Here is a 26,617-nt window from a genome sequence, read left to right on the forward strand (position 1 = left end):
TTTCCATAGGAGTTGAATTCCATGCAGCACATCCATGACCTGATCGGCGTCGGATTCGGACCGTCGAACATCGCGCTGGCCATCGCGCTCGAAGAGAAGCGTCATGGGACGAAGCCGCTGGACGCCCTGTTCATCGAGCGCCAGCCCAGCTTCGCCTGGCATCCGCACATGCTGCTGGATCAGGCCAACATGCAGATCTCGTTCCTCAAGGACCTGGCGACCTTGCGCAACCCGACCAGCCGCTTCACCTTCATCAACTACCTGCACGAGAACGGACGCCTGCCGGAGTTCATCAACCTCAAGAGCTTCTTCCCGAGCCGGCACGAGTTCAACGACTACCTCGGCTGGGCCGCGCAGCAGTTCGACGACGCCTGTGCCTATGGCGAGGAGGTGTTCGAGGTGCTGCCGGAGACGCAGGACGGCGAGGTCTCGCTGCTGCGCGTGCGTTCGCGCAGCAGCGAGGGCGGCCGCGTGCAGGAACGGCTGGCGCGCAACCTCGTGGTCGGCATCGGCGGCGTGCCCAACATTCCCGAGAGCTTCCGCGCGCTGCGCGGCGACGGCCGGGTGCTGCATTCGAGCAGCTACCTGCGCGACATCGCGCGCATATTGCGCGACGGCCAGCCGCAGCGCGTGGCCGTCATCGGGGCGGGGCAGAGCGCGGCCGAGATCTTCATGGACCTGCAGGGGCGGCCGAACGCGCCGCAGGTCGACTTCATCATGCGGGCGCGGTCGATCCGCCCGTCCGACGACAGCCCGTTCGTCAACGAGGTCTTCAACGTCGACTTCACGGACTACGTCTACAGCCGGCCGAGCCACGAGCGCGCGGCGCTGCTCGAGGAGGTGGCGCAGACCAACTACGCGGTGGCCGACCTCGACCTGATCCAGCAGATCTACAAGGTGTTCTACGACCAGAAGGTGATGCGCGGCAATCGCCTGCGCATGCTGCGCCAGCACGAGGTGCGCTCGGTGCGCGCGGCGTCCGACGGCATCCACCTGCAGCTGCTCGACCAGGACGCGGGCCGCGAGATCGCGCAGTCCTACGATGCCGTGGTGCTCGCCACCGGCTACGCGCGCGACCAGCACCGCGACCTGCTGCAGCCGATCGCGCCCTACCTCGGCGACTTCTCGGTCGACCGCTACTACCGGCTGCAGGCCACGCCCGACTTCCATCCCGGCGTCTTCCTGCAGGGCGCCTGCGAGGACAGCCATGGCATCAGCGACACGCTGCTGTCCGTGACCTCGGTGCGCACCGGCGAGATCGGCAATGCGCTGCTGGCCGCGCTGCCGCGCATGCGCAGTAGCACCGTGCGCGGCGAATCGCAGGTCGCGCAGATCTAGGGCCGTCCGTTCGGAACCCGCGGCCGCGCGAGTCGCCGGCCCTGCAGCGCGTGGGCGATGCGCGGCGGCATGCGGCTCGCAGTGACCTCACGCGCGGCCATGTCATTTCCGGCTGCGCCGATACTCTTGCGCCTTCGAAAAACCGCCCGACTGTTCTTGCTTTCCTGACATGCGCCGAATCGTTCCCCTCCTGCTGCTCGCCCTGTTGTCGGTTTCCGTGGGGGCCGGGTATCTCTGGCATCGTCAGCCGGCGAGCGCCGTCGAATCGGTCGTGGTGGCCCGCACCCACATCGAATCCAGCGTCACGGCGCTCGGCACGCTGCAGCCGCGGCGCTATGTCGATGTCGGTGCCCAGGTGTCGGGGCAGATCCTTCGTCTGCACGTGCAGCCGGGCGACGTGGTCGAGAAGGGGCGGCTGCTCGTCGAGATCGATCCCAGCGTGCAGCGCGCGACCGTCGACGCGGGCCGCGCCTCGCTGGCCGGGCTGCGGGCCCAGTTGGCCGAGCAGCGCGCCAAGCATCGGCTGGCCGAGCAGCAGCAGGCGCGCCAGCGGCGCATGGCGGCCGACGGCGCGACGCGCGAGGAGGACGTGCAGGCCGCCGAAGCCGAACTCGCGTCGGCCGCCGCGCGCATCGACAACCTGTCGGCGCAGATCGCCCAGACCCAGGCCACGCTGCAGGCCGACGAAGCGCGCCTGGGCTACACGCGCATCTTCGCGCCCATGGAAGGCACCGTGGTGTCGGTCGAGGCGCGCGAAGGCCAGACACTCAATGCCACCTACCAGACGCCGAACGTGCTGCGCATCGCCGACCTGTCCTCGATGACCGTCTGGTCCGAGGTGTCGGAGGCCGACGTGCGGCGCGTGAAGCCCGGCATGCCGGTCTACTTCACCACGCTGGGCGCCGACCAGCGCCGCTGGCAGGGCAAGGTGCGCCAGCTGCTGCCCGCGCCGCCCACGCCCGCGCCCAAGGCGGGCGGTTCCGAAAGCAGCAGCACGCCGCAGGCCGCGGCCAGCAAGGTGGTGGTCTACACCGCGCTGTTCGACGTCGACAACGCCGACGGCGAGCTGATGCCGCAGATGACGGCACAGGTCGCCTTCGTCGAGGCCGCCGCGAAGGATGCGCTGTCGGTGCCCGTGTCCGCTCTGGTTCCGGCGCAGGGCGGCGGCACCGACCGCTTCGCCGTGCGCGTGCTGCGGCCCGACGGCACGCTCGATGCCCGCGTGGTCCGCGTCGGCGTGCGCAACCGCGTGTCGGCCCAGGTGCTCGAAGGCCTCGAGGCCGGCGAGCGCATCGTCACCGGTCCGGCGTCGCGCAAGGCCGCGACGCCATGAGCGGCGAGGCACGGCAGCCGGCCGGCCCGGGCGAGGCGGCCGTGCCGCTGATCGAACTGCGGGACATCACCAAGTCCTACGGCCGCGCGGCCGCGGACGATGCCGATGCGAACGACGCCGACGACGTGCAGGCCATGCCGCCCGCGCTGGTGCTGCGCGGCATCTCGCTGAAGCTGCACGCGGGCGAGTTCGTCGCCATCGTCGGCGCCTCGGGTTCGGGCAAGTCCACGCTGATGCACATCCTCGGATGCCTCGACCGGCCGAGCGGCGGACACTATCTGTTCGAAGGCCAGGACGTCGCGGACTTCGACGCCGACGCACTGGCCTGGCTGCGTCGCGAGGCCTTCGGCTTCGTGTTCCAGGGCTATCACCTGGTGCCGACCGAGTCGGCGCGCGAGAACGTCGAGATCCCCGCGCTCTATGCGGGCATGCCGGAGGCCGAGCGCCGCCTGCGCGCCGCCGCGCTGCTCGAGCGCCTGGGCATGGGCACGCGCCTCGACCATCGGCCGAACCAGCTCTCGGGCGGCCAGCAGCAACGCGTGGCGATCGCGCGTGCGCTGATGAACGGCGGACGCATCATCCTGGCCGACGAACCCACCGGCGCGCTCGACAGCCACAGCGGCGCCGAGGTCATGCGGCTGCTGAACGAACTCGCGGACGCGGGCCACACGGTGATCCTGATCACCCACGACCGCGGCGTGGCCGCGCAGGCACGCCGCGTGATCGAGATCAGCGACGGGCAGATCGTGGCGGACTCCGGCGTGCAGATGGCGGCGCCGGCGCAGAGCCCGCCGCGCGCATCGCTGATCGCGACCCGGGGCCGTGCGCGCTATGCCCAGGCATCGCTGGCGGCCGACCTGCAGGAGGCCGCCCGGGCCGCGTGGCGCGTGATGTGGAGCAACCGCTTCCGCACCGCTCTCACGCTGCTGGGCATCGTGATCGGCGTGGCCTCGGTGATCGCGATGCTCGCGGTCGGCAGCGGCTCGCATCGGCAGGTGATGGCGCAGTTCGAGACCTTCGGCGTGCGCACCATGTTCCTCTCCGCGCGCGAGGGCAGCGTGCGCTCGCCCGTGGCACCGCTCGTGTTCGAGGATGCCGAAGCCGTGGCCGGCGTGCCCAACGTCGAGGCCGTCGCGCCCTACATCGAGGACCGCGTGGTGGTGCGCCGCGGCAATGTCGACCATGCCACCGAGGCCGGCGGCACCACGCCGGGCTTCGGGCGCGTGCTCGGCTGGAGCGCGAGCGAGGGCCAGATGTTCGACGCGCTCGACGAGCAGCGCGTGGCCAAGGTCGCGGTGATCGGCCAGACCGTGCGCCGCGCGTTGTTCGCCGACGGCAGCGATCCGATCGGGCAGGACATCCTGATCGACAAGGTGCCGTTCCAGGTCGTGGGCGTGCTCGCGGCCAAGGGCTCCACCGACGGCGAAGACCAGGACGACCGCGTCATCGTGCCTTTCTCCTCGGCCGCGGCGCGGCTGTTCGGGCATCGCCATCCGACCTGGATCGGCGTGCAGGTGCGCGACCTGGAGCAGGCCACGCAGACCGCGGAAGGGATCGAGACGGCGCTCGCCGAACGCCGCCGCGTGCGCGACGTGCGCGTGTGGAACCGGGTCGAGGCGATCCGCGTGCAGTCGGCCACCGCGCGCGCCATGACCGTGATGCTGGGCCTGATCGCCGCGATCTCGCTGGTGGTCGGCGGCATCGGCGTGATGAACGTGATGCTGATGACGGTGCGCGAGCGCACGCGCGAGGTCGGCATCCGCATGGCGACCGGCGCGCGCCAGACCGACATCCTGCGCCAGTTCATGACCGAGGCCGTGCTGGTCACCTCGGTGGGCGGAACGGTCGGCGTGGTGGTCGGGCTGCTGATCGTCGCGGGCCTGATGCTCGCCAGCGTGCCCGTGGTGTTCTCGCTCGTCGCCACCATCGGCGCCTTCGGCTGCGCCGTGCTGACCGGCCTGGTCTTCGGCTTCATGCCGGCACGCAACGCGGCCCGGCTCGACCCCGTCGTGGCCCTCGCATCCCAGTAGGCGACGACCGTGCGCCGTTTCCGTTTCATGTTGTCCAACGCCATGCCGCCGTTTTCTTCGCTTCCCCGTGCGCCGTGGCTCGCGCTCGTGCTCGGTGCTTGGTTGCTGGCCGGCTGCGCCGTGCCCTCGGCCGACGCCGACCGTGCCGTGACGGCACCCTCCGCCTGGCGCTCGACGCCGCCTGTCGTCGCGCAGGCCGGCCTGCCCGATGCGCAGTGGTGGCGCGGCTTCGGCAGCGCCGAGCTCGACGCCATGATCGAGCGCGCACAGGCCGGCAACCACGATCTCGCGATGTCGGCCGCGCGCGTGCAGGCGGCCCGCGCGCAGGCCTCGATCGCGGGCGCGGCGCGCCTGCCGGTGTTGAGCGGCGCCGTCGATGCCAGCCGCGATGCGCGCGTGGGCGGCCGCGGCGCGGCCGACAGCGACTCGCACTTCGTCGGCTTCGCGGCACGCTATGAACTCGACCTCTGGGGCCGGCTGGCCGCCTCGCAGCGCGAGGCGCTGCAGGGCGTGCGTGCCAGCGAATTCGACCGCGACGCCGCACGCCTCGGCCTCAATGCCCAGGTGGCTTCGGCCTGGCTGCAATGGACCGCGCTGCGCGAGCGCGAGGCCATCGCGCGCGACAACCTCGACAACGCCCGGCGTGTGCTGCGGCTCGTGGAATCGCGCCATCGTGCCGGCGCCGCGACCCCGCTCGAGCTCGCGCAGCAGCGGGGCCTGGTGGCCGCGCGACAGCGCGAACTCGCGGCATTGACGCAGCAGGCCAGCGATGCCGCCACCGCGCTCGCGCTGCTGTTCGGCCTGCCGGCGTCGGCACAGGGCGGGCCGCTGGCAGGCGATGCGCGCCTGGAGGCCGTGCGCGTTCCCGCGGTCGATGCCGGCATGCCGTCCGAACTGCTGGTGCGCCGGCCCGACATCGCGCTCGCGGAGGCGCGGCTGGCGGCGGCCGATGCGAACGTGCAGGCCGCGCGTGCCGCACTGCTGCCGAGCGTGTCGCTGAGCGCCACATTCGGATGGCGCGGCGGCAGCGCCGCCGGAAACCTGTTCGACAACCCGGCCTATGGCCTCGTGGCCGGTCTCGCGGCACCGATCTTCGATGGCGGACGGCTGCGTGGCGAGCAGGCGCTGGCCGAGGCGCGCCGCGAAGAGTTGCTGCAGGCCTACCGCCGCAGCATCGCCGCGGCCTTCGCCGACACCGAGACCGCCCTCAACGGCCTCGCCGGTCTCGACGCCCAGGCCGACATCCAGGCCGAGGAACTGCTGCAGGCCCGCCGCGCCGCCGAGCTGTCGGAGTCGCGCTACCGGGCCGGCGCCGAGACGCTGCTGTCGCTGCTCGATGCGCAACGCACGCTCTATGGCGCGCGCGACCAGCAGGTGCAGCTGCTGCAGTCGCGGCTGCAGGCGCGGGTCGCGCTCTATCGCGCGCTGGGCGGCGGATGGCGCGAAGCGGCCGCGGGCGGCGGGTAGCCACGGCGTCGCGCGCGCCTGGCCGATGCCCTCCGGAATTCCGTCGGGTGAGCGCCTGCTTTCTCGGAACTGCCCGAAATGAACATATGCCAGGGTTGCGCGTCAGTACCAAGACGCAGACAACGCTTCGGCACATTCGCAAGGCAGTCGACGATGAAACACTCCTCTCTCACGCGCTCCGAAGCTGCCGTTGCGACCGCCTGGACGCTCTTCAGCCGCCTGCATGACGAGCCTTCACGCGTCCATGCCCACCGGCTGGTGGCGTGGCTCGGCGAAGACCCGCTGCACGTGCGCGCGCTCGACGATGCGCTCACCTTGTGGGCACTGGCCGGCGCGGCGCTGTCGCGGCCTTCGGGCGACGAGGACAGGAATGGCCCGCGCACCGGGCTGCAGTGAACAACACGGCGCCGCCTTCGTCTTCCGAAGGAGCAACGGCCCTCGGCTACCGATCGGGCTGTGTTGCCGCAACCTGACGGAGTCGCGTGATCTTTTCTTCCATGACAGGTGCCCCGGCGGCATCGGGCCGGCAAGCGACGGGCCGCGCCGCGCGCGTGCTGGGCATCGCCGCCGTGCTGGCGCTGATGGCGGGCTCGCCCGCCAGCGCACGCGAGGCCGTTCGCGAGCGCACGTCCACCGCGATCGACATCCGTCGCACCGCCGACGGCATTCCGCATGTGCGCGCCGGCTCCTGGCGCGGCCTGGGTATCGGCCAGGGCTATGCGCAGGCGCAGGACGCGCTGTGCACGCTGGCCGACGCCTTCGTCACCTACCGCGGCCAGCGTTCGTTCTACTTCGGTCCCGACCGGAAGCCCGCGACCCGCTCGACCTTCGGCACGCCCGCCAACCTCGATCTCGATTTCTTCTTCAAGGCCTTCGCCGACGCCCCGGCCGTCGCGGCACTCGCGCGCGAGCAGCCCGCGGCGCTCAATGAACTGATCGCGGGCTACGCCGAGGGCTACAACCGCTACCTGTCGACGCTGCGCGAGCCGCGGCGCGGCACCGCCGCGAAGCCGGCCTGCGCCGATGCCCCCTGGGTGCAGGACATCGGCGCCGACGACATCTACCGCCGCATGATCGCCGCCGGCCTCGCGGGCGGCTACACGCAGTTCCTCACCGAGATCGTCAAGGCCCGGCCCGCGGCCGCGGTGCCGCCGGCATCGCCCGACCAGCTCTCGCTGTCCTCGCGCCTGGCCATGCCGGTGGGCGACGCGCGCGGCATCGGCAGCAACGTGCTGGCCTTCGGCGGCGCGGCCACCGGCGGGCAGGGCGGGGTGCTGTTCGGCAATCCGCACTGGTACTGGGGCGGGCCCGACCGCTTCTACCAGTCGCACCTCACGCTGCCGGGCCGGCTCGACGTGGCGGGCGTTTCCTTCCTCGGCATTCCCGTGGTGATGATCGGCTTCAACAACGACGTGGCCTGGAGCCACACCGTGTCGGCCGCGCGCCGTTTCGGCCTGTTCGACCTGGTGCTCGATCCGGCCGATCCCACGCGGTACCTGGTCGACGGCGTCTCGCAGCCGATGCAGGCTCATCCGCTCGCCGTCGAGGTGCGCCGCGCCGACGGCACGATCGCCACCGAACGTCGCACGCTCTACAGCACCCGCTTCGGGCCCGTGGTCGATCTCGGCGCACGCCATCCCGCGCTCGGCTGGAGCGCGAAGAAGGCGGTCGCGATGCGCGATGTCAATGCCGACAACCACCGCATCTTCCGCAACTTCTTCCGCTGGAACCAGGCCCGCTCGCTCGATGATTTCATCGCGATCCAGCGCGAGGAGACCGCGATGCCCTGGGTCAACACCGCCGCCATCGGCCGTGGCGACCCTCGCGCCTGGTATGCCGACATCGGTGCGGTGCCCGACGTGCCCGACACGCTGCGCGCCGCCTGCGCCACGCCGCTGTCGAAGGCCTTCGCGGCCCTCGATCCGACCACGCCGGTGCTCGACGGCAGCCGCTCGGCCTGCGACTGGCGCAGCGAGAGCGCGGCGGCGCAGCCCGGCGCGATGCCCGCCGCGCGCATGCCGGGGCTGCTGCGCGAGGACTACGTGGCCAACATGAACGACAGCTACTGGCTGGCCAATCCGGCGCAGCCGCTCGAGGGCTTCGCGATCGGTCTCGGCGGCGAGGCGAAGCCGCTCTCGCTGCGCGGGCGCGAGGGCCATCGCATCGCGGGCGAGCTCGCGGGCGCGCACCTGCGCTCGGCGGACGCGCTCGCCGATCGGCTCGCGGTCGAGACGCTGGCCTCGCGCGCCTACAGCGCGGACCGTTTCAAGGCGCCGTTGCTCGACGGCATCTGCAAGGCCGACAGCGTGGCACTGGGGGCCGACGATCCGGTGCCGGGCCAGGCCGCGGGCATCGCCGCGAATGCGCGTTCGGTGAGCATCGGGCCGGCCTGCGAAGTGCTGCGCCGCTGGCCGAATCGCGCCGATGCGCAAGACCGCGGCGCGCTGCTGTGGGACTTCTTCTGGACCCGCGTGCGGAAGATCCCGTCGGCCGAGCTCTATGCCACGCCGTTCTCGCCCGGCACGCCGCTGTCCACGCCCGACGACATCCGTGCCGCCGATCCGCGCGTGGCGCGTGCGCTGGCCGGCGCCGTCGAGGACATGGCCGCCAAGGGCTGGGCGCTCGACACGCCGTTGGGCGCGCGCCGCTTCGCGCGCAGCGCGGGTGGCCTGGTTCCGCTCTACGGTGGCTGCGATTCCGATGGCTACTTCACCAATGCCTGCTCGCGCGACGACGATTACACGATGAGCGAGCTCTCGCACGGCAACACCTACCTGCAGATCGTCCACTTCGACGCACGCGGCGTGCAGGCCCGCACGCTGCTCGCGCACGGCGAGCGCGAGACCGCGGTGACGAACGGCGCGGGCGCCGCACCCGTGTTGCGTTATGCGCGCAAGGACTGGCTGCGCTTCCCGTTCCGCGAGGAAGAGATCGCGCGCGATCCGAAGCTGGTGCGCGAGACGCTGCGGCCCTGAACGACGCGCTTCAGGCGCGCGATGCGTCCAGCGTATTCATCCGCTCGACGATGTCCGCGCAGACGCGTGCGTTGCCCGGCATGAACCGATGCAGCAGGGCCCGCGCATCGAGGCTGCTCGATGCACGAGGCCAGTGGGAGCTTCGGGCCGGGAACACCGTCACGTCGAAAGACGTCCAGTACCCGAACACCGCCATCCGCGCCAGCCGATGCTCGGTGCGCTGGAGTTCCTCGAGCACCGGGCTGCCGGGCCGCATGTCGCGGGCGCCCTTTCCCGGATAGAGGTAGGCCAGCAGCGTTCCCCGGTGCGGCGCCGAGACCGCGAACAGAGCTTCGGAGCGTGCATGCCCGTCGAGCAGCTGCAGGTAGTGGCGCGAGACGATGCAGCCCATGCTGAAGCCGACAATGGCGATCGGCTCGGTCGGGCCGAGCTGCTCGTCGACGTACGCCTTCAGCTTGCAGGCAAGGTCATGGATGCCGCGGCGTCCGTCCGCGGGCTTGAGCGCGGGCACCCGGCAGCGATGGCCGGCGTCGCGCAGGCTGCGCTCGAGGCGCCGGAAGATCGCGCCGTCGTCGAAGATGCCGTGCACCAGCACCACATTCATGCCGTGCGCTTCTTCCGCATTACTGCTTCGCCGCCGGAAACGTGAGCTTGTTCTTCAAGCGCGCGCCGTCCGGGCTGATGGCCAGCACCGCCTGGGTCACGGCCTGCGGACTGTCCGTCGTTCCCGCGCCGAAGTGCCACAGCTGCCCGTCGCTGTCGCGCTGCACCCGGTACACGGTCTTGCGCAGCGGTCCGCCGTAGTCCGGAACCTGTGCATCGGACAGCTTGCGTACCGTCACGCCGGTGGCCGCCAGGGCTTCGACGCTTTGCGCGAACGCCGCATCGACCTCCTTGGCACTGGCCTTCTGCGCGCGGATCTCGCACACGCCGTTGTCGAGCAGCACCAGCACCCGCTGCGAATAGACGCTGCTGCTGACATCCCACACCGAGCCCGGCTCGCCGTTGAGAAAGCTGATCGCGTTCGGTGGGTTCTCGATGTAACTGGGCCTGGCCTTCACCAAGGCCGTGCGCAGGGCCAGCGGCTGGTCGTAGTGCTTCAGGCAGGTGTCCTGCCACAAGGCCATGAGCGCACGCGCCTGTGCCTCGGGGGAGAAGCGCAGGTCCGGATTCGCGACCGGTGCGCCCGCGTTGGCGTCGATGCCGGCGGGCGTGCGAAGCTTGAGTGCGCGCTGCTTCTGGCCCTCGATGTACCGGAGTTCGCTGCGCGACATCGCGTTGGCGGGGTCGAGCGCGAGCACGCGCTCGTGCAGCGCCTTGGCGGCATCGAGATCGCCGAGCTCGACCTCGGCAAAGGCCATGCCGCGCAGTGCGCGCGTGGTCTCCGAGGTCTTCACCTGTTCCGGGCTGAGCTGCGCCGCGTCCAGTGCCTGCTTGAACCGGTCGAACGATGCGCGCCAGTTCTTCTCGAGCGCATCGATGTTGCCGCGCTCTGAAAGGTACTTGGAGTTCTGCGGCGACAGCAGGATGGCGGCATCGAAGGCCTGCCTTGGCTTCCGGAATCCGGTGCAGGTCGACCAGCGCGAAGCCCTGCGTGAAGTAGGCGAGGCCGAACCAGGGGCCATGAACCTTGGCCGGCGTGTTCGCGCTGGCGGCCTGGCCCAGGTAGGCGAGGGTTTCGACCAGGGAGCGCGACGAGAACGAGATGACGCCGATCTCGCGATAGCGCTTCTCGTACTCGGCGACGGCCTGTTGCGCCAGCGGCAGGGCCTCGGCCGGCTTCTTCGCCTGGATCAACGACAACGCGCGCAGCACCCGTTGCGCGTTGGCGTCGTTGTCTTCATCGGATGGGGCGGGCGCCGGCTTGGCCGAAGCCGTGGCTTGCGCGGCCGGCTCGATCTTTCCTTCGGGTTGCGTCGCGCAGGCGGCCAGCAGCAGCGACAGAAGAAGTGCCGCGCAAGCCTTGCCGCGGGCCTCGAACCTTGTCATGTCTCCCATTCCTCGTTCCCTGCATATTCGTGTGCCGGGCACGGTAGCGGAAGGCGGGCCGAACTGCAACGACAGTTCGATGACAGAAGTTCGGGCGTTCGCGGCGGATGCTTCGCGCCCGGCCCGGGCTCAGAGCTCCAACACCAACCGCTCCCCCGCACAAGCCCGCGAGCAGCAAGTCATCATCCTTCCATTCGCCTCGCGCTCCGAGCGCGTGAGCACCACGTCGCGGTGGTCGACCTTGCCGGCCAGCACGCGCACCTCGCACGAGCCGCACAGGCCTTCCTCGCAGTCGCTCTGCACGTCGATGTTGGCGGCGCGCAGCGCGTCGAGCACGGTGCGGTCGGCCGGCACGGGCACGACGATGCCCGAGTCCTTGAGCTCGACCTCGAAGGCATGTTCCTTCGACGGGTCGAGCGTGCCGAGCTTCGATTCGAAATGCTCCACGCGCAGCGAGTCCTCGGGCCAGGCGGCGCAGCAGGCCTCGAGGGCGTCGAGCATGCGCGCGGGGCCGCAGGCATAGACCTGGGTGCCTTCGCGCGGGGTGGCGAGCAGCGCGGCGAGGTCGCAGCGCAGGCCTTCCTCCTTCGCGTAGACATGCAGGCGCTCGCCATGCTGCGCGGCCAGCTCGTCGACGAAGGCCATGCGCGCGCGGCTGCGGCCGCTGTAGTGGATCTCGTAGGCCAGGCCCAAGGCCTTGGCGCGGCGCGCCATCGCGGCGATGGGCGTGATGCCGATGCCGCCGGCGACGAGGATGAGCCGCTGGCGGCTCTCGTCGAGGTGGAAGTGATTGCGCGGGCCGCGCACCTTGAGCTTGTCGCCGGGGCGCACGTTGGCATGCACCCAGGCCGAGCCGCCGCGGCCATCTTCTTCGCGCAGCACCGCGATCTCGAGCACGTCGGCCTCGGCCGGGTCGCCGCACAGCGAGTACTGGCGCGACAGGTCGGGCGAGCCGCACTCGATGTCGATGTGCGAACCCGGCGTCCAGCGCGGCACGGGGCGGCCGTCGGGCGTGGCCAGGCGCAGCTTCACCACGCCCTCGGCGACCGGGGTCACGCTCTGCACCACCATCTGGCGCGAGATCGCGTGCTTCGAAGGCTCGCCGATGCGCACGGGCACCTGCTGCTGCAGCAGCGCGGCATCTCGGCGCTCGGGGTTGTGGGCCGGGTCCCATTCGACCCACAGGTGCTCGGGGCCGCGGAACGAGGTGTTGGGCACGTAGCTGAACTGCTGCTCGGCCAGCTTCATGTGCGGCAGGCGGCGCGTGAACTCCTCGAGGAAGATCTGCATCTCCATGCGCGCGAGGTTCTTGCCCATGCACTGGTGCGAACCGTAGCCGAAGGTCAGGTGGTCGCTGGCGTTGTCGCGCCGGATGTCGAACAGGTCGGCATCGGCGAAATGCGCCTCGTCGTGGTTGGCCGAGGAGGTGACGATCAGGAGCTTCGAGCCGGCGGGGATGTCGATGCCGCCGACCTGCACGTCCTTCGTAGCCAGACGTCGCCAGGCCGCGACCGAGCCGTTGTGGCGCAGGCATTCCTCCACCGCGCTCGAGATCAGGCCCGGGTCCTCGCAGATGTCGCGCCAGGCCTGCGGATGCTGCAGCAGCAGCTTCATCGCGTTGGCCGTGGCATTGGCGGTGGTCTCGTGCGCGGCCACGATGCCGGCCATCATCATCGAGTGCAGGTAGGAGTCGGTCACGACCTCGGGATGCTCCTTCTGCTTGCGCAGGCCGTAGGGCATCCAGCCCGGCGCGTCGGGGTTCAGGCGCATCTTGTCGAGCACCTTGCCCGCGAACTGCCAGAAGTTGCCGACCGCGTGCGCCACCGCCACCTGCTCCTCGGGCTTGGGGCGGCCCCAGGTGTTGACGGTGTGGGCGATCGAGTACTGGCGCAGCGTGTCCATGTCCTCCTCGGGCACGCCGAGGAAGTGCAGCGCCACGGTCAGCGGCACCTCCCACAGCATCTGGTCGACCAGGTCGGCGCGGCCGTCGTCGATGAAGCGGTCGACGTACTCGCGCGCGAGCTGGCGCACCATCGGCTCGTGGTGCTTGAGCGCCTCGGGCGTGAACGGGTCCATCAGCACGCGGCGCCGCGGCATGTGGGCCGGCTCGTCCTCGTTGACCAGCGTGCGGTTGAGCGCGAAGCCGTAGCTCGCGAGCACCGCGTTGGCCTCGGGGCCGGTGGGCGTGATCTTCTCGAGCGCGATCGAGGGGCTGAAGGTGAGGTTGTCGCGGAAGATGGCCTTGATGTCCTCGAAGCGCGTGACCACCCAGTAGCCGAGCTTCGGGCTGTAGAACACCGGCTCCTGCTCGCGCGCCCAGCGCACGTACTCGGGCGGGTCCTGCTGGTAGCCGTCCTCGAAGGGATCGAAGTCGGCGGCGCGCCGGCTCACCGGGCAGCCGGTGGGCGAGCGTTCGGCGGACAGGTCGCCGTGCGCCACGGGGCAACCCCCGGTGCGCGCGGCGGCGGCTTCGGAAACGGTGGACATCGAGAAGGCTCCTTCCGCGCGGCGCGTCAGTCCAGGGTGATCTTCAGGTCGCGGATCAGCTTCTGCCAGCGCACGGTCTCGCTGCGCAGCAGTTCGCCGAACTGCGCGGGCGTGTTGCCCACGGGCTCGACGCCGAAGTCCTCGAGGCGCTTGCGCACCGTGGGTTCGTTGATGGCCGCGACCACGCGCTTGTTGAGCGCGTTCACCACCTCGGGCGGCGTGGCGGCGGGCACCACCATGCCGACCAGCGCGGCGGCTTCCACGCCCTTGTGGCCGAGCTCGGCGAAGGTGGGCACGTCGGGCAGCTGCGGCAGCCGCGTGGCGTTGGCCACGGCGATGGCCTTGACCTTGCCGCCCTTGATGAAGCCCGCGCCCGCGGCGAGGTCGACCATCATGGCCTGCACCTGGCCGCCGGCCACGTCGGTGAGGGCCGGTGCCGCGCCGCGGTAGGGCACGTGCACCATGAACAGGCCGGCTTCGGTCTTGAGCAGTTCCATCGCCAGGTGGTGCGGGCTGCCCGCGCCGGCCGAGGCGTACGAGAAGCTGCCGGGCTTGGCCTTGGCCTGGGCGATGAAGGTCTTGGCGTCGGCGATGCCGCTGGCCGGGTTGACCACCAGGATCATCGGGAAGCGGCCCATCAGCGTGACCGGCGCGAGGTCCTTGGTGGGGCTGTACGACAGCGTCTTGTAGAGCGAGGGGTTGAACACCATGGTGCCGTTGTCGGCCGACAGCACGGTGTAGCCGTCGGCCGCCGAGCGCGCGGTCTCCGCGGCCGCGATGGCGGTGTTGCCGCCGGGCTTGTTGTCCACCAGCACCGGCTGGCCGGCCTGCGTCGACAGTGTCTGGCCGATGGTGCGCGCGAGGAAGTCGGAACCGCCGCCGGCGGCATAGGGCACGAGCCAGCGGATGGGCTTGGCGGGGTAGGCGGCGGCCTGGGCGAAGGCGGTGCTCGTGACTGCGAGCGCGGGGAGGGCCAGCAGGCAGCCGGCCAGGAACTTCTTCATCGTGTCTCCTGGTTTCTAGGGTTCTGGGAAGCGCAATCCGGGGTCAAAATCCGCGACGGCGAGTTTTGCGTAATGATTGTACGCATAGCGTAAATCGCGAGGCAAGCCCTCGGGCCACCGTACTTACCATCGGGTGCCCGCCCCTTTTTCGAGAACGAGACGATCAGCACATGGCTTCCACCCCGAAGAAAAGCGCTCCCGCCGCCAAGCCGAAGGCCGCTGCCGCCAAGCAGCCCGCCACGCCCGCGCCGCGCGAGCGGCGCCAGCGCGTGCAGTCGGCCGAGACCGGCATGGCGGTGCTCAAGGGCCTGGCGCGCATGGGCGGCAAAGCGGGGCTGTCGGGCCTCGCGGCGCACGTGGGCGAGAGCCCGGCCAAGGTGCACCGCTATCTCGCGAGCCTGGTGCAGGAAGGGCTGGTGGCGCAGGACGTTGATTCGCAGCGCTACCGGCTCGGCCCCGAGGCCATCAACATCGGGCTGGCCGCGATGCGCCAGTCCGATCCGGTGCGCGCGGCCGAGCCCGCGCTGGTGCGGCTGCGCGAAGGGCTCGAGGTCACCTGCTTCGTCGCCGTGATGGGCAACAAGGGCCCGACCGTGATGCGCTTCGAGGAGCCGGGCCTGCCGGTCACGGTCAATGTGCGCGCGGGCTCGGTGATGTCGATGCTGTGGTCGGCCACGGGCCGCGCCTTCCTCGGCCTGCTCAACGAGCGCAGCGTGCGCGAGCTGGCCGAGCAGGAACTCGCCGCGGCGCCGCGCGAGATGCGCGCGCAGCTCGACGCCAAGCAGCCGATCGAGGCCCTGCGCGCCGAGGTGCGCGCGCTGCGCTGCGCGGTGGTGCGCGACACCTACCTGCGCGGCATCAGCGCGGTGGCGGCGCCGGTCCACGACTTCACGGGTCGCGTGTGCGCCGTCATCACCGCGCTGGGCGCGAGCGGCGGCTTCGATCCCTCGGCCGATGGCGAGATCGCGACCGCCGTGCTGCGCGAGGCAGCCGCCACCAGCGAAGTGCTGGGCTACCTGGTACCGAAGGAATGCTGAGCCGCGCTTGACCCGCGTGCGGGCGGGGCGATAGGCTGCGGCGGCGCGTCGCGGGGAGCGGCGCGCCTCCTCGCGGAGCCACAAGCCATCGACAAAGAACGGACAACAAGACTTATGAAGACTTTCGCCTTCCCCTCCCTTCGCACCCCGGCCATCGCGCTGGCCTGCGCGCTCGCCTTCGCGGGCGCTTTCTCGGGCGCTGCTTCGGCGCAGCAGCCGAACCAGGCCGTGCTCGACGCCGCCACGCAGAAGAAGGAGGAATCGCTCAAGCTGCTCGAGCGCCTGGTCAACATCGACTCGGGCTCGACCAATGCCGAGGGCCTCGAGAAGGTCCGCACGCTGGTGGTGGACGAACTGCGCCAGCTCGGCGCGCGCATCGAGACCTTCCCGGCCGAGCCGCATCCGGGCAGCAACGTGGTCGCGACCTTCACCGGCACCGGCAAGAAGAAGATCCTGATCCTGGCCCACATCGACACCGTGTTCAAGGACGGCACCGCCGCGGCCAAGCCCTTCTACGTGAAGGACGGCCGCGCCTACGGCCCGGGCGTGATGGACAACAAGGGCGGCGTGGTCGCGGGCCTGCAGGCGCTCAAGATCCTGCAGCAGCTGGGCTTCAAGGACTACGGCCAGCTCACCTTCCTGATCGACACCAACGAGGAGACCGGCTCGGTCGGCACCAGCGCGCTGATCGAGCGCGTGGCGAAGCAGCACGACGTGGCGCTGAACCTCGAGCCGGGCCGTCCGGCCGACGGCCTGGTGGTGGAGCGCAAGGGCTCGGCCACCGCGCTGATCGAGGTCAAGGGCCTGGCCGCGCACGCCGGCGTGGCGCCCGAGGCCGGCCGCAATGCCGCGATGGAGGTGGCGCACCAGGTGCTGCAGCTGTCGAAGACCGCCGATGCCGCGAAGAAGACCACGGTCAACTTCACGGTGCTGACCGCCAACGGCCCGACCAACGTGATCCCCGCCACCGCGAGCGCGCGCGGCGACGTGCGCGCCGCCACGCCCGAGGAGCTCGACCGCGTCGAGAAGGACCTGCAGCGCATCTCGCAGAACAAGCTGATCCCCGACACCGAGGTCAAGGTGCGCCTGATCCGCGGCCTGCCGCCGATGCCGCGTTCGCCCGCCTCCGACAAGCTGGTGGCGACGGCCGAGGGCATCTACGCCGAGATCGGCAAGAAGCTCACGATCGAGAGCAGCGGTGGCGCCGCCGATGCGAGCCTGGTGGCCGGCGTCGGCGTGCCGGTGCTCGACGGCTTCGGCATCGTGGGCGGCGGCATCCACACGCCCGAGGAATACGCGGAGGTCGAGAGCATCGTGCCGCGGCTGTATCTGCTGTCGCGGATGCTGATGGCGTTGAGCGCGAACTGAGGTTCAGGCCGCCGCGCTCTGGAGGCGCGGCAGCACCTCGCGCCCGAGTTCTTCCACGATCTCGCGCGCGTCGCGCGGTCCACGCGCGATGTTCATCAGCACGTGGGCCACACCCGCATCTTCGAGCCGGTCGAGGTAGGCCACCAGCGCGTCGCGCCCGGTGCGCAGCCCCAGTTCGATCGGCTCGGCCGGCGCGTCGGCGCGCTCGAGCAGTTCGAGCTGCAGCGACTGGATGAAGGGCTTGGCCTCGCCGCCCGCGCGCTCGCGCAGCGCGGTCTGCCACAGGCCGATGCGGCCCTGCTGGCGCGCCTCGTCGCGGTGGTAGGTGGCCCAGCCGTCGGCATGGGCCGCGGTCCACTGCAGCGACTGCCGCGCCGACCCCACCACCACCATGCCGATGCGTTCGGCCGGCGCCGCCATCAGCTCGTGGCCCGCCGTGGCTTCGCGCAGCACGGCGCGTTCGGCAGCCAGCGGCGAGAGGGCCGAGCGCACCAGCGACCAGCGCTCGCGGAAGGTCTCGGCGCGCTGCGCGATGTCCTCGCCGAAGATCGCGAACTCGGCCTCGCGGTCGCCCGAACCGAGCCCGAGGATGAAGCGCTCGCCCGACAGCCGGTTCAGCGACAGCGCGGCCTTGGCCAGGTGCAGCGGATGGCGCAGCGGCAGCACCGCGGCGGCCGTGCCGAGCGCGATGCGCTGCGTGGCCGCGGCCAGCGTGGCGAGCCAGAGGAAGGGCTCGTCGAGCGGGGCTGTCGGCATCATCCGCTCGCCCTGCGGCGCGAGCACCGGCACGTCGCGCGTCCACAGCGCCGCGAAGCCCAGCGCGTCGGCACGCTGCGCGAGATCGCGTTCCACGGCGAGGTCGGCCATCGCCTCGTCGGGGCGCGCGATCGGTGTCATGAGGCCGAGCGTGAGTCGGCCGGCCTGGAGGGTCTGCTGGTAGGCGCGATTGAAGGAGGGCATGGGCGGCGGGAGATGGGGCGAAGGAAATGATCGCATGCGCATCGTGGCCGGCGCCGCGTGGGGACAAGGCCGCCGCGCCAAGCATCTCGATCGGAGATGCGCCGATCTTCAATCCATATGAATCTTGCGCGTAAACCCGCTGCGGTGCCCTCGCGTGCCGCCGCGACCATCGGCGCACCGAATCACAAGCACAGCGAGACACCCACTCCATGAACACGAGCGCGATCACACGGCCCCGGGCAGCGGCGGCGCAAGAGGACGGCGGCGCCGATGCCGTCTACCGCAAGGTCGGCTGGCGGCTCATCCCGCTGCTCTTCGTCTGCTACATCGTGGCCTACCTCGACCGCGTCAACGTCGGCTTCGCCAAGCTGCAGATGCAGGGCGATCTGCAGTTCAGCGAGGCGGTGTACGGCCTGGGCGCGGGCATCTTCTTCATCGGCTACTTCCTGTTCGAGGTGCCGAGCAACGTGGTGCTGCACCGCGTGGGCGCGCGCCGCTGGATCGCGCGGATCATGATCACCTGGGGCCTGCTGTCGGCCGGCACCATGTTCGTGAGCTCGCCGATGTCCTTCTACGTGATCCGCTTCCTGCTGGGCGCGGCCGAGGCGGGCTTCTTCCCCGGGATCATCCTGTACCTGACCTACTGGTACCCGGCCGCGCGGCGCAGCAAGGCGACCTCGCTGTTCCTCGCGGCGATCCCGTTCGCGGGCATCCTCGGCGGCCCGATCTCGGGCTGGATCCTGCAGGGCATGGGCGGCGTCAACGGCTGGGCCGGCTGGCAATGGCTCTTTCTGCTGCAGGGCCTGCCGACGGTGGCACTGGGCCTGGTCGTGTGGCGCTACCTCGACGACCGCGTGAAGGACGCGCAGTGGCTCAGCACCGCCGAGCGCGAGCTGATCGCGCGCGACATCGCGGCCGAGAACCAGGGCAAGGCCGAGCCGCGCATCCTCGAGGTGCTGGGCAACGGCCGCGTCTGGCTGCTGGCGCTGGTGTACTTCGCCTACACCTCGGGCCTCTATGGCATCTCGTTCTGGCTGCCGAGCATCATCAAGGCGATCGGCGTGAAGGGCGCGCTCGACATCGGCCTGTTGAGCGCCATCCCCTGGACCTTCGGCGTGGTCGCGATGTACCTGATGGCGCGCAGCGCCGACCGCCGGCTCGAGTACCGCTGGCACAGCGCGCTGGCCGCGATCGTGGGCGCGGTCGGGCTGGTGCTCAGCGTGGCCTTCCACGGCAACGCGGTGCTCGCGATGGCCGGGCTCACGCTGGCCACCATGGGCATCATGTCGACCCTGCCGATCTTCTGGGGCATGCCGACGGCTTTTCTGGGCGGTGCGGCCGCCGCCGCGGGCATCGCGCTGATCAACTCCTTCGGCAATCTCTCGGGCTTCAGCGCACCCTTCCTCATCGGCCTGATCAAGGACGCGACGCAGAGCACCGACGCGGGCCTGCACATGCTCGCGGGCCTGCTGGTGGCGGGCGCGGTGCTGGTGCTGCTGGTCAAGCCGGCCACCGCACGGCGCTGAGCCTTCGTCTTTCCGCGCCGCGGCGTTCGTCCGCGGCGCTTCATTCCCGGTTCCCCACAGAAAGTCCCACCCCATGGATGCGGTCGTGATCTCCCCTGCGCGTCGTTCGCCCTCGGCCGAACTGCTCGCGCTCCTGCAACGGCGTTTCGAGGAACGCCTGTCGACCAGCCAAGCCGTGCTGCTGCAGCACGGCACCGACGAATCGGCCTATGCGCCGCAACCGCCCGACGCGGTGGTGTTCGTGCAGAGCACCGACGAAGTGGCCTTCGTGGTGCGCGCCTGTGCGCGCGAACGCGTGCCGGTGATCGGCTTCGGCGTGGGTTCGTCGGTCGAAGGCCACCTGCTCGCGGTGCAGGGCGGCGTGTGCATCGACTTCTCGCGCATGAACCGCGTGCTCGCGATCCGCGGTGGCGATCTCACGGCCACGGTCGAGGCCGGCGTGACGCGCGGCCAGCTCAACGCGGCGCTCGCGGACAGCGGTTTCTTCTTCTCGGTCGACCCCGGTGCCGACGCCTCGATCGGCGGCATGGTCGCCACCGCCGCCTCGGGCACGAACACCGTGCGCTACGGCACCATGCGCGACAACCTCGTGAACCTCACGGTGGTGACGGCCGACGGCGAGGTGGTGCGCACCGCGACGCAGGCGCGCAAGAGCTCGGCTGGCTACAACCTCACGCAGCTCTATTGCGGTTCCGAAGGCACGCTGGGCCTCATCACCGAGGCGACGGTGCGGCTGCATCCGCATCCCGAAGCGCATGCGGCGGCGGTGGTGCATTTCCCATCGGTGCGCGCGGCGGTCGACGTGGTGATCGAGGCGATCCAGCTCGGCGTGCCGCTCGCGCGCGCCGAGATGCTGGACGCGCTGACGATCCGTGCCGTGAACGCCCACAGCCGCACCACGCTGGCCGAGCAGCCGACGCTGTTTCTCGAATTCGGCGCGAGCAAGGCGCAGATCGACGAACAGGCCGAGCTGGTGCGCGAGATCGTGGCCGGCCATGGCGGCGGCGCGTTCCAGTGGGCGCTGCGGCAGGAAGAACGCTCGCGGCTGTGGACGCCGCGCCATCACGCCTATTTCGCCTGCCTGCAGCTCCAGGCCGGCTGCCGCAGCCTCACGACCGATGCCTGCGTGCCGCTGTCGGCGCTCGCGCAGTGCATCGACGAGACCCAGGCCGACATCGCCGAACACGGGCTGCTGGCACCGGTGTTCGGGCATGTGGGCGACGGCAACTTCCATTGCCTGGTGCTGGTCGACCCCGACGATGCCGCCGCGAACGCTGCCGCGGAGGCCTTCAGCCACCGGCTGGTGCAGCGCGCGCTGCGCCATGGCGGCACCTCCACCGGCGAGCACGGCGTGGGGCTGCACAAGATGCAGTACCTGATCGAGGAGCACGGCGCGCAGGCGGTGGGGCTGATGCGCGCGATCAAGCGCGCGCTCGATCCGCACGACATCTTCAATCCCGGCAAGGTCGTGGGCCACGCCGCGGTCTGAGTACGCCCGAATACGACAACACAGGAGACAAGACGATGAAGGGTTCGCACAAGCACACATGGGTCACGATGGCCGCGGCAGCGTTGATGGCGGGATGCGGCGGCGGGGGCGGTGGCGGCGGCGGCGGCTTCGTGCCGCTGGTGCCTCCGGCGAGCGCACCGCCGGCGGCGCCGCCGCCCGCGCAGTCGCTGGCCGAGAAATGCCCCGCGTTCAAGGGCCGTGCCGTTGCCGAAGGCGCGGTGCGCGTCGACGATGCGAAGGTGGTGGCCGCCGTGGGAGTGCAGCCCGAATACTGCGTGCTCACCGCGAGCTTCCAGGGTTCGAGCCTGCGCTTCGAGGCGCGGCTGCCGACCTCGGGCTGGAACGGCAAGCTGGCCTTCATCGGCGGCGGTGGCTTCGACGGCGCGCTGCCGAGCGCGGCCGATCCGCAGTTCAGCGCCTCGATCTTCAGCGAGCGCTACGCCACGATCGGCACCAACGGCGGCTACGACTACCCCGGCGTGCGCGACGCCGGCTACTTCGCGGCGCGCTTCGCGGCCGATCCCGCGAAGCTGCTCGACTTCACGCAGCAGTCGGAGCACCGCGCGCTGCCGCCGGGCAAGGAACTGATCGCGGCCTTCTTCGGCAGCGGCCCCGCGCGCAGCTACTTCGAGGGCTGCTCGATGGGCGGCCACGACGCGCTGATGCTCGCGCAGCGCTTCCCCGAGGACTTCGACGGCATCGTGGCGCGCGCCCCGGCCGGCAACATCATGGGCCTGTTCGTGCAGTTCAACCGCATCTCGAAGCAGGTGCGCGTGCCGGCCAACACGCTGAATCCGGCCAAGCAGACCCTGCTGGCCAACGCGGTGCTCGCGCAGTGCGATGCGCTCGACGGCGTGGCCGACGGCATCGTCTCGAAGCCCGCGGCCTGCAACTACGACCCCGCGCCCTTGCGCTGCGCGGGCGGCGCCGACACCGGCGATGCCTGCCTGTCGGATGCGCAGATCGCCACGGTGAAGACCATCACCTCTTCGGTCGCCACCTCGGATGGCGCCTGGTCGCACCCGGGCTACAACTTCGGCCTCGAGAACACGGCCGATGGCTGGGGCTCGTACATCTGGCCGCAGGCGCCGCTCGGCGGCAACTCGATCCAGGGCATGTTCTCGGACGGCTTCGTGCGCTCGTTCATCACGCAGGACCCGGCCTTCGACACGCTGGCCTGGAATCCCGACCAGTGGCTCGCGCGCATGGGCGTGGTCGGCGGCCTGTTCAGCGCGGCCGATCCCGACCTGGAGCGGCTGCATGCGCGCGGCGCGAAGTTGATCCTGTGGAACGGCACCAACGACACCTCGGTGAGCGCACGCGACACCTCGCGCTACTACGACCGGGTGGTCGGCAAGCTGGGACAGCGCAAGGCCGACCAGACCGTGGAGCTGTTCCTCGCGCCGGGCGTGGGCCATTGCGCGGGCGGGCCGGGCGCCGACAAGGTCGACCTGCTGAAGGCGATGGCGACCTGGGTCGAGCAGGGCGTGCCCGCGTCGGCGCAAGGCCTGGTGCAGCGCAAGCTCGACGCGGCCACGGGCGCCACGGCGCTCGCGCGGCCGATGTGCAAATACCCCGCGTACCCGCGCTACAAGGGCGCGGGCGACACGAAGGATGCGACGAGCTTCGACTGCGTGAACTGAGGCCTTGTCCGACCCATAGGCCGCGAACGCGCGGCCTAGAATGGCCGGCCGTTCCCGCAACCCTGTGGCGAATGGCCGGAGACCCCCCGCCGATGGAACTGCGCCAGTTCAAGTATTTCGTTGCCATCGTCGACTGCGGCAGCCTCTCGCGCGCCGCGCAGCAGCTCTACGTGGCGCAATCGGCGCTGAGCAAGCAGATGGCCGAACTCGAGGCCGAGCTCGACACCCAGCTGCTGCTGCGCAGCCGCAACGGCGTGGCGATGACCGAGGCCGGCAAGGTGTTCTACGAATACGCGCAAGGCATCACCAAGCAGGTCAGCGACGCGCGCGCCGCGGTGCACGTGGCGGCCGACTCGGTGGTGGGTTCGGTGGTGGCGGCGCTGCCGCAGAGCGTGTCGCCGATGATCGCGCTGCCGCTGATGCGCGCGGCCGCGCGCCGCTATCCCGACGTGGTGCTGCACCTCAACGAGGAGCTCACGGGCAACATGGCCGACCAGCTCACGCGCGGCCGCGTCGACGTGGCGGTGTTCTCGCCGACCATGCCCGCCGAGGACGTGGCCTTCACGCCGCTGGTGGAGGAGGACTTCGTGTTCCTCGAATCGCCGCAGAGTCCGCATGCGCTGCCCGAGGGCGAGGTGAGCATCGAGCAGGCGACCGCGCGGCCGCTGGTGTGGCCCGCCAATGCGCACGGGCACTGCACGCGCTGGCTGGTCGACGCGGTGCTCGAGGCCGCGGGCCAGCCGGCCGCGCGCGTGGCGGCCGAGATCAATTCGGTCTACACGCTCAAGGCCGCGGTCGAAGCGGGGCTCGGGCCGACCATCATGCCGCTGGGGCTCGCGCAGCGCGAAGTCAGCGAAGGGCGGCTCGCGGCGCACCGCATCGCCTCCGGCGCGATGTTCCGCACGCTGGGACTGTGCGTCTCGGTGCACCTGCCGACCGGCAATGCCAAGCGCGCCATCTGCGCGCTGATCGCCGAGGTGATGCAGGGCCTGTGCGCGTCGGGCGAATGGGCCGGCGCGCGGGCCGTGCAGGCCGCGAAGAAAACGAAGGCCTGAGTCAGGCGCGGCGCTTGCGCGCGGCGGCCGGCTTGCGGAGCTCGGCGGGCCGCGGGAACAGGCGCAGGATCGCCGCGCGCACGTCGTCCTTCATGCGCTCGGCCGCATCGGCCTCGCCCGACAGGTGGCGCAGCAGCGCCTGCTGGAACAGGCCGTCGAACAGGGAATAGGCCGCGGCGGGCGGCAGGCCCGTGGGCACGCCCGCGAGCTCTTCGAAGCGGACCATGATGCGCCAGATCATCGCCTCGAGGCTTTTGTCGATCTCGGTCACGTCGTCGCGGAAGGCGGCCTCGAACAGCGCCTGCGAGCGCAGGTCGTACCACAGGCGGTGCATGTGGCCCTCGTCGCGCAGCGTGTCGGCCAGGCTCTGCAGGAAGCCTTCCGTCAGTTCGTCGAAGGTGGTGGCGCTGTCGACCGCATGGTCGTAGCGCTTGACGCAGCGTGCCTTGTACTGCTTCACGCTGCAGACGATCAGGTCGACCTTGTCGGTGAAGTAGTAGTGCAGCACCCCGTGCGAGAACTCGGTGTTCTGCGCGATCTCGCGCAGGCTGGTGCGCGCGTAGCCGAGCGTGGCGAGCGTGGTCAGCGCGGCCTCGCCGAGCTCGGCGCGCCGTTCCTCGAACTTGTCGACCCTGGCCTTCGGCACCCGGGCCGTCGACGGTTGTTCCTGCTGTCGTGTCGTCATTTCCACCGCGCCGCGCGATGCGCGAGCCGCTCTCGTTGTCCGTTGATCTGCAAACCATAGCACGCATGGCACGCCCGTGCGAAACGGCGTTCCAGCCCGTTCCGGGTGCCATTCTAAAAAATCTGGACGGTCGTCAAAGAAAATCTTGACACTCGTCAAGACGATTTCTAGGATGGCCGCTCCATCTCACAACCAGACCACAGGAGACAAGCGATGGGACAGTTCGATCTGAAGGGGCGCAAGGCGCTCGTGACGGGTGGCGCGCGCGGTATCGGCGCCAGCATTGCGCAGGCGCTGACCGAGGCCGGCGCGGCGGTGATGATCGGCGACGTGCTCGCCGACGTGGGGCGGGCGACCGCCCAGCGCCTCTCGTCCGGCGGGGCGAAGGCGGGCTTCGTGCCGCTCGACGTCACCGACGACGCGGCCTGGGCCGCGGCCGTCGAGACCACGGTGAAGGAGCTCGGCGGGCTCGACATCGTGGTCAACAACGCGGGCATCGAGATCACCTCGCTGGTGGTCGACGTGCAGGCCGAGGACCTGCGCCGCATGCTCGACGTGAACGTGACCGGCACCCTGCTCGGCATGAAACACGCGTTCCGCGCGATGCGCCCTGGCGGCACCGCGGGCGCGGGCGGCGCGGTGGTCAACATCGCCTCGGTCGCCGCGACCATCGCCTTTCCCGCCATCGCGGGCTACTCGGCCACCAAGTCGGCGGTCGATCGCGCGACCCGCGTGGCCGCGATGGAGTCCGGCAAGCTGGGCTACGGCGTGCGCGTCAACTGCATCTACCCGGGGCTGGTGCCCACCGACATGGGCATGAAGCTCGCGAACGACATCGTCGCCGCGGGCCTCGCGCCCAGCGTGGAGGCGGCCGTCGGCGACGTGATCGGCCAGACGCCGCTGGGCCGGCTCGGCGAGGTCGGCGACATGGCCGACGTGGTGGTCTTCCTCTGCTCCGACGCGGCCCGGTTCATCACCGGCGCCGGCCTCGCGGTGGACGGCGGCATGGGCATGTGAAGGCCATGCCCGAACAGAACGAGTCACACATCAGGCAAGAAAAAGGAGAGACGACATGAGCAGCAAGAACAAGAAGCCGGTCATCGTGTACGGCGCCTCGGGCTACACTGGGCGGCTGGTCTGCGAGTACCTGCGCGAGTACAACATCCCGTTCATCGCCGCGGGCCGCAGCAAGGAGAAGCTCGACGCCGCGATGAAATCGAACGTGCCCGGCATCGAGACCGCGCGCTACGAGGTGGTGGAGGTGGCGCACTCGGTGGAGGCTTTAACCGAGCTCTTCACCGGCGCCTCGGTGGTGCTCAACACCGTGGGGCCGTTCGCCAAGTTCGGCCCCGAGGTGGTCGAGGCATGCCTCAACGCCGGCTGCCACTACACCGACACCACGGGCGAGCAGGACTGGCTGATCACGCTCGACCAGCAATGGGGCGCCAAGTTCGCCGCCGCGGGGCTGCTGCTCTCGCCGGGCCTGGCCCACATGTACACCACGGGCGAGATCGCGGCGCAGCTGTGCCTCGAGACGCCCGGGCTCGACACGCTCGACATCGCCGTGTTCTGGGGCGGCAGCCCGACCATCGCGTCGACGCAGACCATCCTGGTCAATGCGGCGACGTCGAAGGCCTATTACCTCGAGCAGAACGAGTACGTCGAGTGGCAGCCCGATGCCGGCCTCTACCACCTGTCGATCCCGGGCCAGCACGAGGCCGCGCTCGCGCTGCCCTGGGGCGGCACCTCGCACCCCGTGTGGTTCAAGCGCGATCCGCGCGTGGCCAACGTCAAGGTGCTCGGCGGCGTCTTCAACAAGCCGCTGATGATGGGCGTGCCGCAGATCGTGGCCGCCGCGCTCAAGGCCACCGAGGGCATGAACGAGGAGGACCGCTACGCGGCGCTGGCGCAGACGGCATCGAGCGTGATGAACACCATGCCGCCGCGCGAGAACCCGCGCATCAACAAGTCGGTCGACTCGGTGCATGCCTCCGGTCCGCTGGGCCGCGTGCACTGCGTGATCTTCGGCAACTGCAACTACAAGCAGACCGGCATGCTGCAGGCCTATGCGGCGGCCTCGCTGCTGCAGCAGCCGCCGCGCCGCGCCGGCTTCGCCTCGGGCTGCCAGGCCTTCGGCCACCGCGAGCTGCTGGGCGCGCTGCGCGGCTTCGGCCTGGTGCAGGAACCCGTGCTCACGCGCATGGGCTGAC

General features: G+C 70.6%; 20 protein-coding genes. 14 read left to right on the forward strand and 6 right to left on the reverse strand.

All coding sequences use genetic code 11. The annotated features are described in order from the left end of the window. Positions 1-21 precede the first annotated feature (21 nt). The 6 genes from AC07RM_RS37210 to AC07RM_RS37235 all read left to right on the forward strand — a co-directional run bounded on the left by AC07RM_RS37210 (position 22) and on the right by AC07RM_RS37235 (position 9,143). Positions 22-1,338, forward strand: coding sequence for a lysine N(6)-hydroxylase/L-ornithine N(5)-oxygenase family protein (locus AC07RM_RS37210; protein ID WP_495337673.1), 1,317 nt, complete (start codon positions 22-24; stop codon positions 1,336-1,338). Positions 1,339-1,507: 169 nt separating this feature from the next. Beyond that, positions 1,508-2,671 carry an efflux RND transporter periplasmic adaptor subunit gene (locus AC07RM_RS37215; protein WP_495337674.1) on the forward strand — a complete coding sequence of 388 codons (1,164 nt, stop codon included), beginning with the start codon at positions 1,508-1,510 and terminating at the stop codon, positions 2,669-2,671. Then, a complete protein-coding gene (locus AC07RM_RS37220) occupies positions 2,668-4,701 on the forward strand; it encodes a MacB family efflux pump subunit (RefSeq protein ID WP_495337675.1) in 2,034 nt (677 codons plus the stop codon). The genes AC07RM_RS37215 and AC07RM_RS37220 overlap by 4 nt, the downstream gene beginning before the upstream one ends. Positions 4,702-4,743: 42 nt before the next feature. Continuing rightward, positions 4,744-6,168: an efflux transporter outer membrane subunit gene (locus AC07RM_RS37225; RefSeq protein WP_495337676.1), complete on the forward strand. Its 1,425-nt coding sequence runs from the start codon at positions 4,744-4,746 to the stop codon at positions 6,166-6,168. A 153-nt stretch (positions 6,169-6,321) separates the two neighbouring features. Continuing rightward, a complete protein-coding gene (locus AC07RM_RS37230) occupies positions 6,322-6,564 on the forward strand; it encodes a hypothetical protein (protein WP_495337677.1) in 243 nt (80 codons plus the stop codon). A 101-nt stretch (positions 6,565-6,665) separates the two neighbouring features. Beyond that, positions 6,666-9,143: a penicillin acylase family protein gene (locus AC07RM_RS37235; protein WP_495337678.1), complete on the forward strand. Its 2,478-nt coding sequence runs from the start codon at positions 6,666-6,668 to the stop codon at positions 9,141-9,143. A 10-nt stretch (positions 9,144-9,153) separates the two neighbouring features. On the opposite strand, the gene AC07RM_RS37240 is transcribed toward AC07RM_RS37235, so the two are convergent. The 4 genes from AC07RM_RS37240 to AC07RM_RS37255 form a co-directional block, all read right to left on the reverse strand. After that, positions 9,154-9,747, reverse strand: coding sequence for an esterase/lipase family protein (locus tag AC07RM_RS37240; RefSeq protein WP_495337679.1), 594 nt, complete (start codon positions 9,745-9,747; stop codon positions 9,154-9,156). Positions 9,748-9,766: 19 nt separating this feature from the next. Further along, on the reverse strand, positions 9,767-10,768 hold the full coding sequence (locus AC07RM_RS37245; RefSeq protein ID WP_495337680.1) for a tetratricopeptide repeat protein: 1,002 nt from the start codon (positions 10,766-10,768) through the stop codon (positions 9,767-9,769). Between the two features lie 493 nt (positions 10,769-11,261). Continuing rightward, positions 11,262-13,619 (reverse strand): cytochrome P450/oxidoreductase, encoded by a 2,358-nt coding sequence (locus tag AC07RM_RS37250; RefSeq protein WP_495337681.1) that lies wholly within the window; start codon positions 13,617-13,619, stop codon positions 11,262-11,264. A 26-nt stretch (positions 13,620-13,645) separates the two neighbouring features. Next, positions 13,646-14,623: a Bug family tripartite tricarboxylate transporter substrate binding protein gene (locus AC07RM_RS37255; protein WP_203202173.1), complete on the reverse strand. Its 978-nt coding sequence runs from the start codon at positions 14,621-14,623 to the stop codon at positions 13,646-13,648. Positions 14,624-14,793: 170 nt separating this feature from the next. Here AC07RM_RS37255 and AC07RM_RS37260 point away from each other — a divergent pair, with 170 nt between their 5' ends. After that, positions 14,794-15,660, forward strand: coding sequence for an IclR family transcriptional regulator (locus AC07RM_RS37260; RefSeq protein ID WP_495337682.1), 867 nt, complete (start codon positions 14,794-14,796; stop codon positions 15,658-15,660). A gap of 114 nt (positions 15,661-15,774) precedes the next feature. Beyond that, positions 15,775-17,028: a glutamate carboxypeptidase gene (locus tag AC07RM_RS37265; protein WP_093340157.1), complete on the forward strand. Its 1,254-nt coding sequence runs from the start codon at positions 15,775-15,777 to the stop codon at positions 17,026-17,028. A 3-nt stretch (positions 17,029-17,031) separates the two neighbouring features. On the opposite strand, the gene AC07RM_RS37270 is transcribed toward AC07RM_RS37265, so the two are convergent. Continuing rightward, entirely contained in the window at positions 17,032-17,988 is a 957-nt protein-coding gene (locus AC07RM_RS37270; RefSeq protein WP_495337683.1) for a TIGR03571 family LLM class oxidoreductase, read from the reverse strand. A gap of 209 nt (positions 17,989-18,197) precedes the next feature. Here AC07RM_RS37270 and AC07RM_RS37275 point away from each other — a divergent pair, with 209 nt between their 5' ends. The 4 genes from AC07RM_RS37275 to AC07RM_RS37290 all read left to right on the forward strand — a co-directional run bounded on the left by AC07RM_RS37275 (position 18,198) and on the right by AC07RM_RS37290 (position 23,722). Then, positions 18,198-19,514, forward strand: a complete 1,317-nt coding sequence (locus AC07RM_RS37275) for an MFS transporter (protein WP_495337684.1) — start codon at positions 18,198-18,200, stop codon at positions 19,512-19,514. 73 nt (positions 19,515-19,587) lie between these two features. Continuing rightward, complete coding sequence (locus AC07RM_RS37280; protein ID WP_495337685.1) at positions 19,588-21,003, forward strand: FAD-binding oxidoreductase; 1,416 nt, start codon at positions 19,588-19,590, stop codon at positions 21,001-21,003. A 35-nt stretch (positions 21,004-21,038) separates the two neighbouring features. Next, complete coding sequence (locus AC07RM_RS37285) at positions 21,039-22,667, forward strand: tannase/feruloyl esterase family alpha/beta hydrolase (protein WP_495337686.1); 1,629 nt, start codon at positions 21,039-21,041, stop codon at positions 22,665-22,667. A 71-nt stretch (positions 22,668-22,738) separates the two neighbouring features. Further along, positions 22,739-23,722, forward strand: coding sequence for a LysR substrate-binding domain-containing protein (locus tag AC07RM_RS37290; RefSeq protein WP_495337687.1), 984 nt, complete (start codon positions 22,739-22,741; stop codon positions 23,720-23,722). Position 23,723: 1 nt separating this feature from the next. On the opposite strand, the gene AC07RM_RS37295 is transcribed toward AC07RM_RS37290, so the two are convergent. Then, a complete protein-coding gene (locus AC07RM_RS37295) occupies positions 23,724-24,407 on the reverse strand; it encodes a TetR/AcrR family transcriptional regulator (protein WP_208514128.1) in 684 nt (227 codons plus the stop codon). Positions 24,408-24,620: 213 nt separating this feature from the next. Between AC07RM_RS37295 and AC07RM_RS37300 the strand changes: the two genes are divergently transcribed. Continuing rightward, entirely contained in the window at positions 24,621-25,424 is an 804-nt protein-coding gene (locus AC07RM_RS37300) for an SDR family NAD(P)-dependent oxidoreductase (protein WP_495337688.1), read from the forward strand. A gap of 55 nt (positions 25,425-25,479) precedes the next feature. Continuing rightward, on the forward strand, positions 25,480-26,616 hold the full coding sequence (locus tag AC07RM_RS37305; protein WP_093340142.1) for a DUF5938 domain-containing protein: 1,137 nt from the start codon (positions 25,480-25,482) through the stop codon (positions 26,614-26,616). Position 26,617: the final 1 nt, after the last annotated feature.

The organism is Variovorax sp. GW821-FHT09B05, from assembly GCF_059418265.1.

Excerpts from the sequence above, each read along its gene's own strand:
- AC07RM_RS37210 (WP_495337673.1), top strand. The coding sequence starts at position 22 with ATGCAGCACATCCATGACCTGATCGGCGTCGGATTCGGACCGTCGAAC.
- AC07RM_RS37215 (WP_495337674.1), top strand. The coding sequence starts at position 1,508 with ATGCGCCGAATCGTTCCCCTCCTGCTGCTCGCCCTGTTGTCGGTTTCC.
- AC07RM_RS37220 (WP_495337675.1), top strand. The coding sequence starts at position 2,668 with ATGAGCGGCGAGGCACGGCAGCCGGCCGGCCCGGGCGAGGCGGCCGTG.
- AC07RM_RS37225 (WP_495337676.1), top strand. The coding sequence starts at position 4,744 with ATGCCGCCGTTTTCTTCGCTTCCCCGTGCGCCGTGGCTCGCGCTCGTG.
- AC07RM_RS37230 (WP_495337677.1), top strand. The coding sequence starts at position 6,322 with ATGAAACACTCCTCTCTCACGCGCTCCGAAGCTGCCGTTGCGACCGCC.
- AC07RM_RS37235 (WP_495337678.1), top strand. The coding sequence starts at position 6,666 with ATGACAGGTGCCCCGGCGGCATCGGGCCGGCAAGCGACGGGCCGCGCC.
- AC07RM_RS37240 (WP_495337679.1), bottom strand. The coding sequence starts at position 9,747 with ATGAATGTGGTGCTGGTGCACGGCATCTTCGACGACGGCGCGATCTTC.
- AC07RM_RS37245 (WP_495337680.1), bottom strand. The coding sequence starts at position 10,768 with ATGGCCCCTGGTTCGGCCTCGCCTACTTCACGCAGGGCTTCGCGCTGG.
- AC07RM_RS37250 (WP_495337681.1), bottom strand. The coding sequence starts at position 13,619 with ATGTCCACCGTTTCCGAAGCCGCCGCCGCGCGCACCGGGGGTTGCCCC.
- AC07RM_RS37255 (WP_203202173.1), bottom strand. The coding sequence starts at position 14,623 with ATGAAGAAGTTCCTGGCCGGCTGCCTGCTGGCCCTCCCCGCGCTCGCA.
- AC07RM_RS37260 (WP_495337682.1), top strand. The coding sequence starts at position 14,794 with ATGGCTTCCACCCCGAAGAAAAGCGCTCCCGCCGCCAAGCCGAAGGCC.
- AC07RM_RS37265 (WP_093340157.1), top strand. The coding sequence starts at position 15,775 with ATGAAGACTTTCGCCTTCCCCTCCCTTCGCACCCCGGCCATCGCGCTG.
- AC07RM_RS37270 (WP_495337683.1), bottom strand. The coding sequence starts at position 17,988 with ATGCCCTCCTTCAATCGCGCCTACCAGCAGACCCTCCAGGCCGGCCGA.
- AC07RM_RS37275 (WP_495337684.1), top strand. The coding sequence starts at position 18,198 with ATGAACACGAGCGCGATCACACGGCCCCGGGCAGCGGCGGCGCAAGAG.
- AC07RM_RS37280 (WP_495337685.1), top strand. The coding sequence starts at position 19,588 with ATGGATGCGGTCGTGATCTCCCCTGCGCGTCGTTCGCCCTCGGCCGAA.
- AC07RM_RS37285 (WP_495337686.1), top strand. The coding sequence starts at position 21,039 with ATGAAGGGTTCGCACAAGCACACATGGGTCACGATGGCCGCGGCAGCG.
- AC07RM_RS37290 (WP_495337687.1), top strand. The coding sequence starts at position 22,739 with ATGGCCGGAGACCCCCCGCCGATGGAACTGCGCCAGTTCAAGTATTTC.
- AC07RM_RS37295 (WP_208514128.1), bottom strand. The coding sequence starts at position 24,407 with ATGACGACACGACAGCAGGAACAACCGTCGACGGCCCGGGTGCCGAAG.
- AC07RM_RS37300 (WP_495337688.1), top strand. The coding sequence starts at position 24,621 with ATGGGACAGTTCGATCTGAAGGGGCGCAAGGCGCTCGTGACGGGTGGC.
- AC07RM_RS37305 (WP_093340142.1), top strand. The coding sequence starts at position 25,480 with ATGAGCAGCAAGAACAAGAAGCCGGTCATCGTGTACGGCGCCTCGGGC.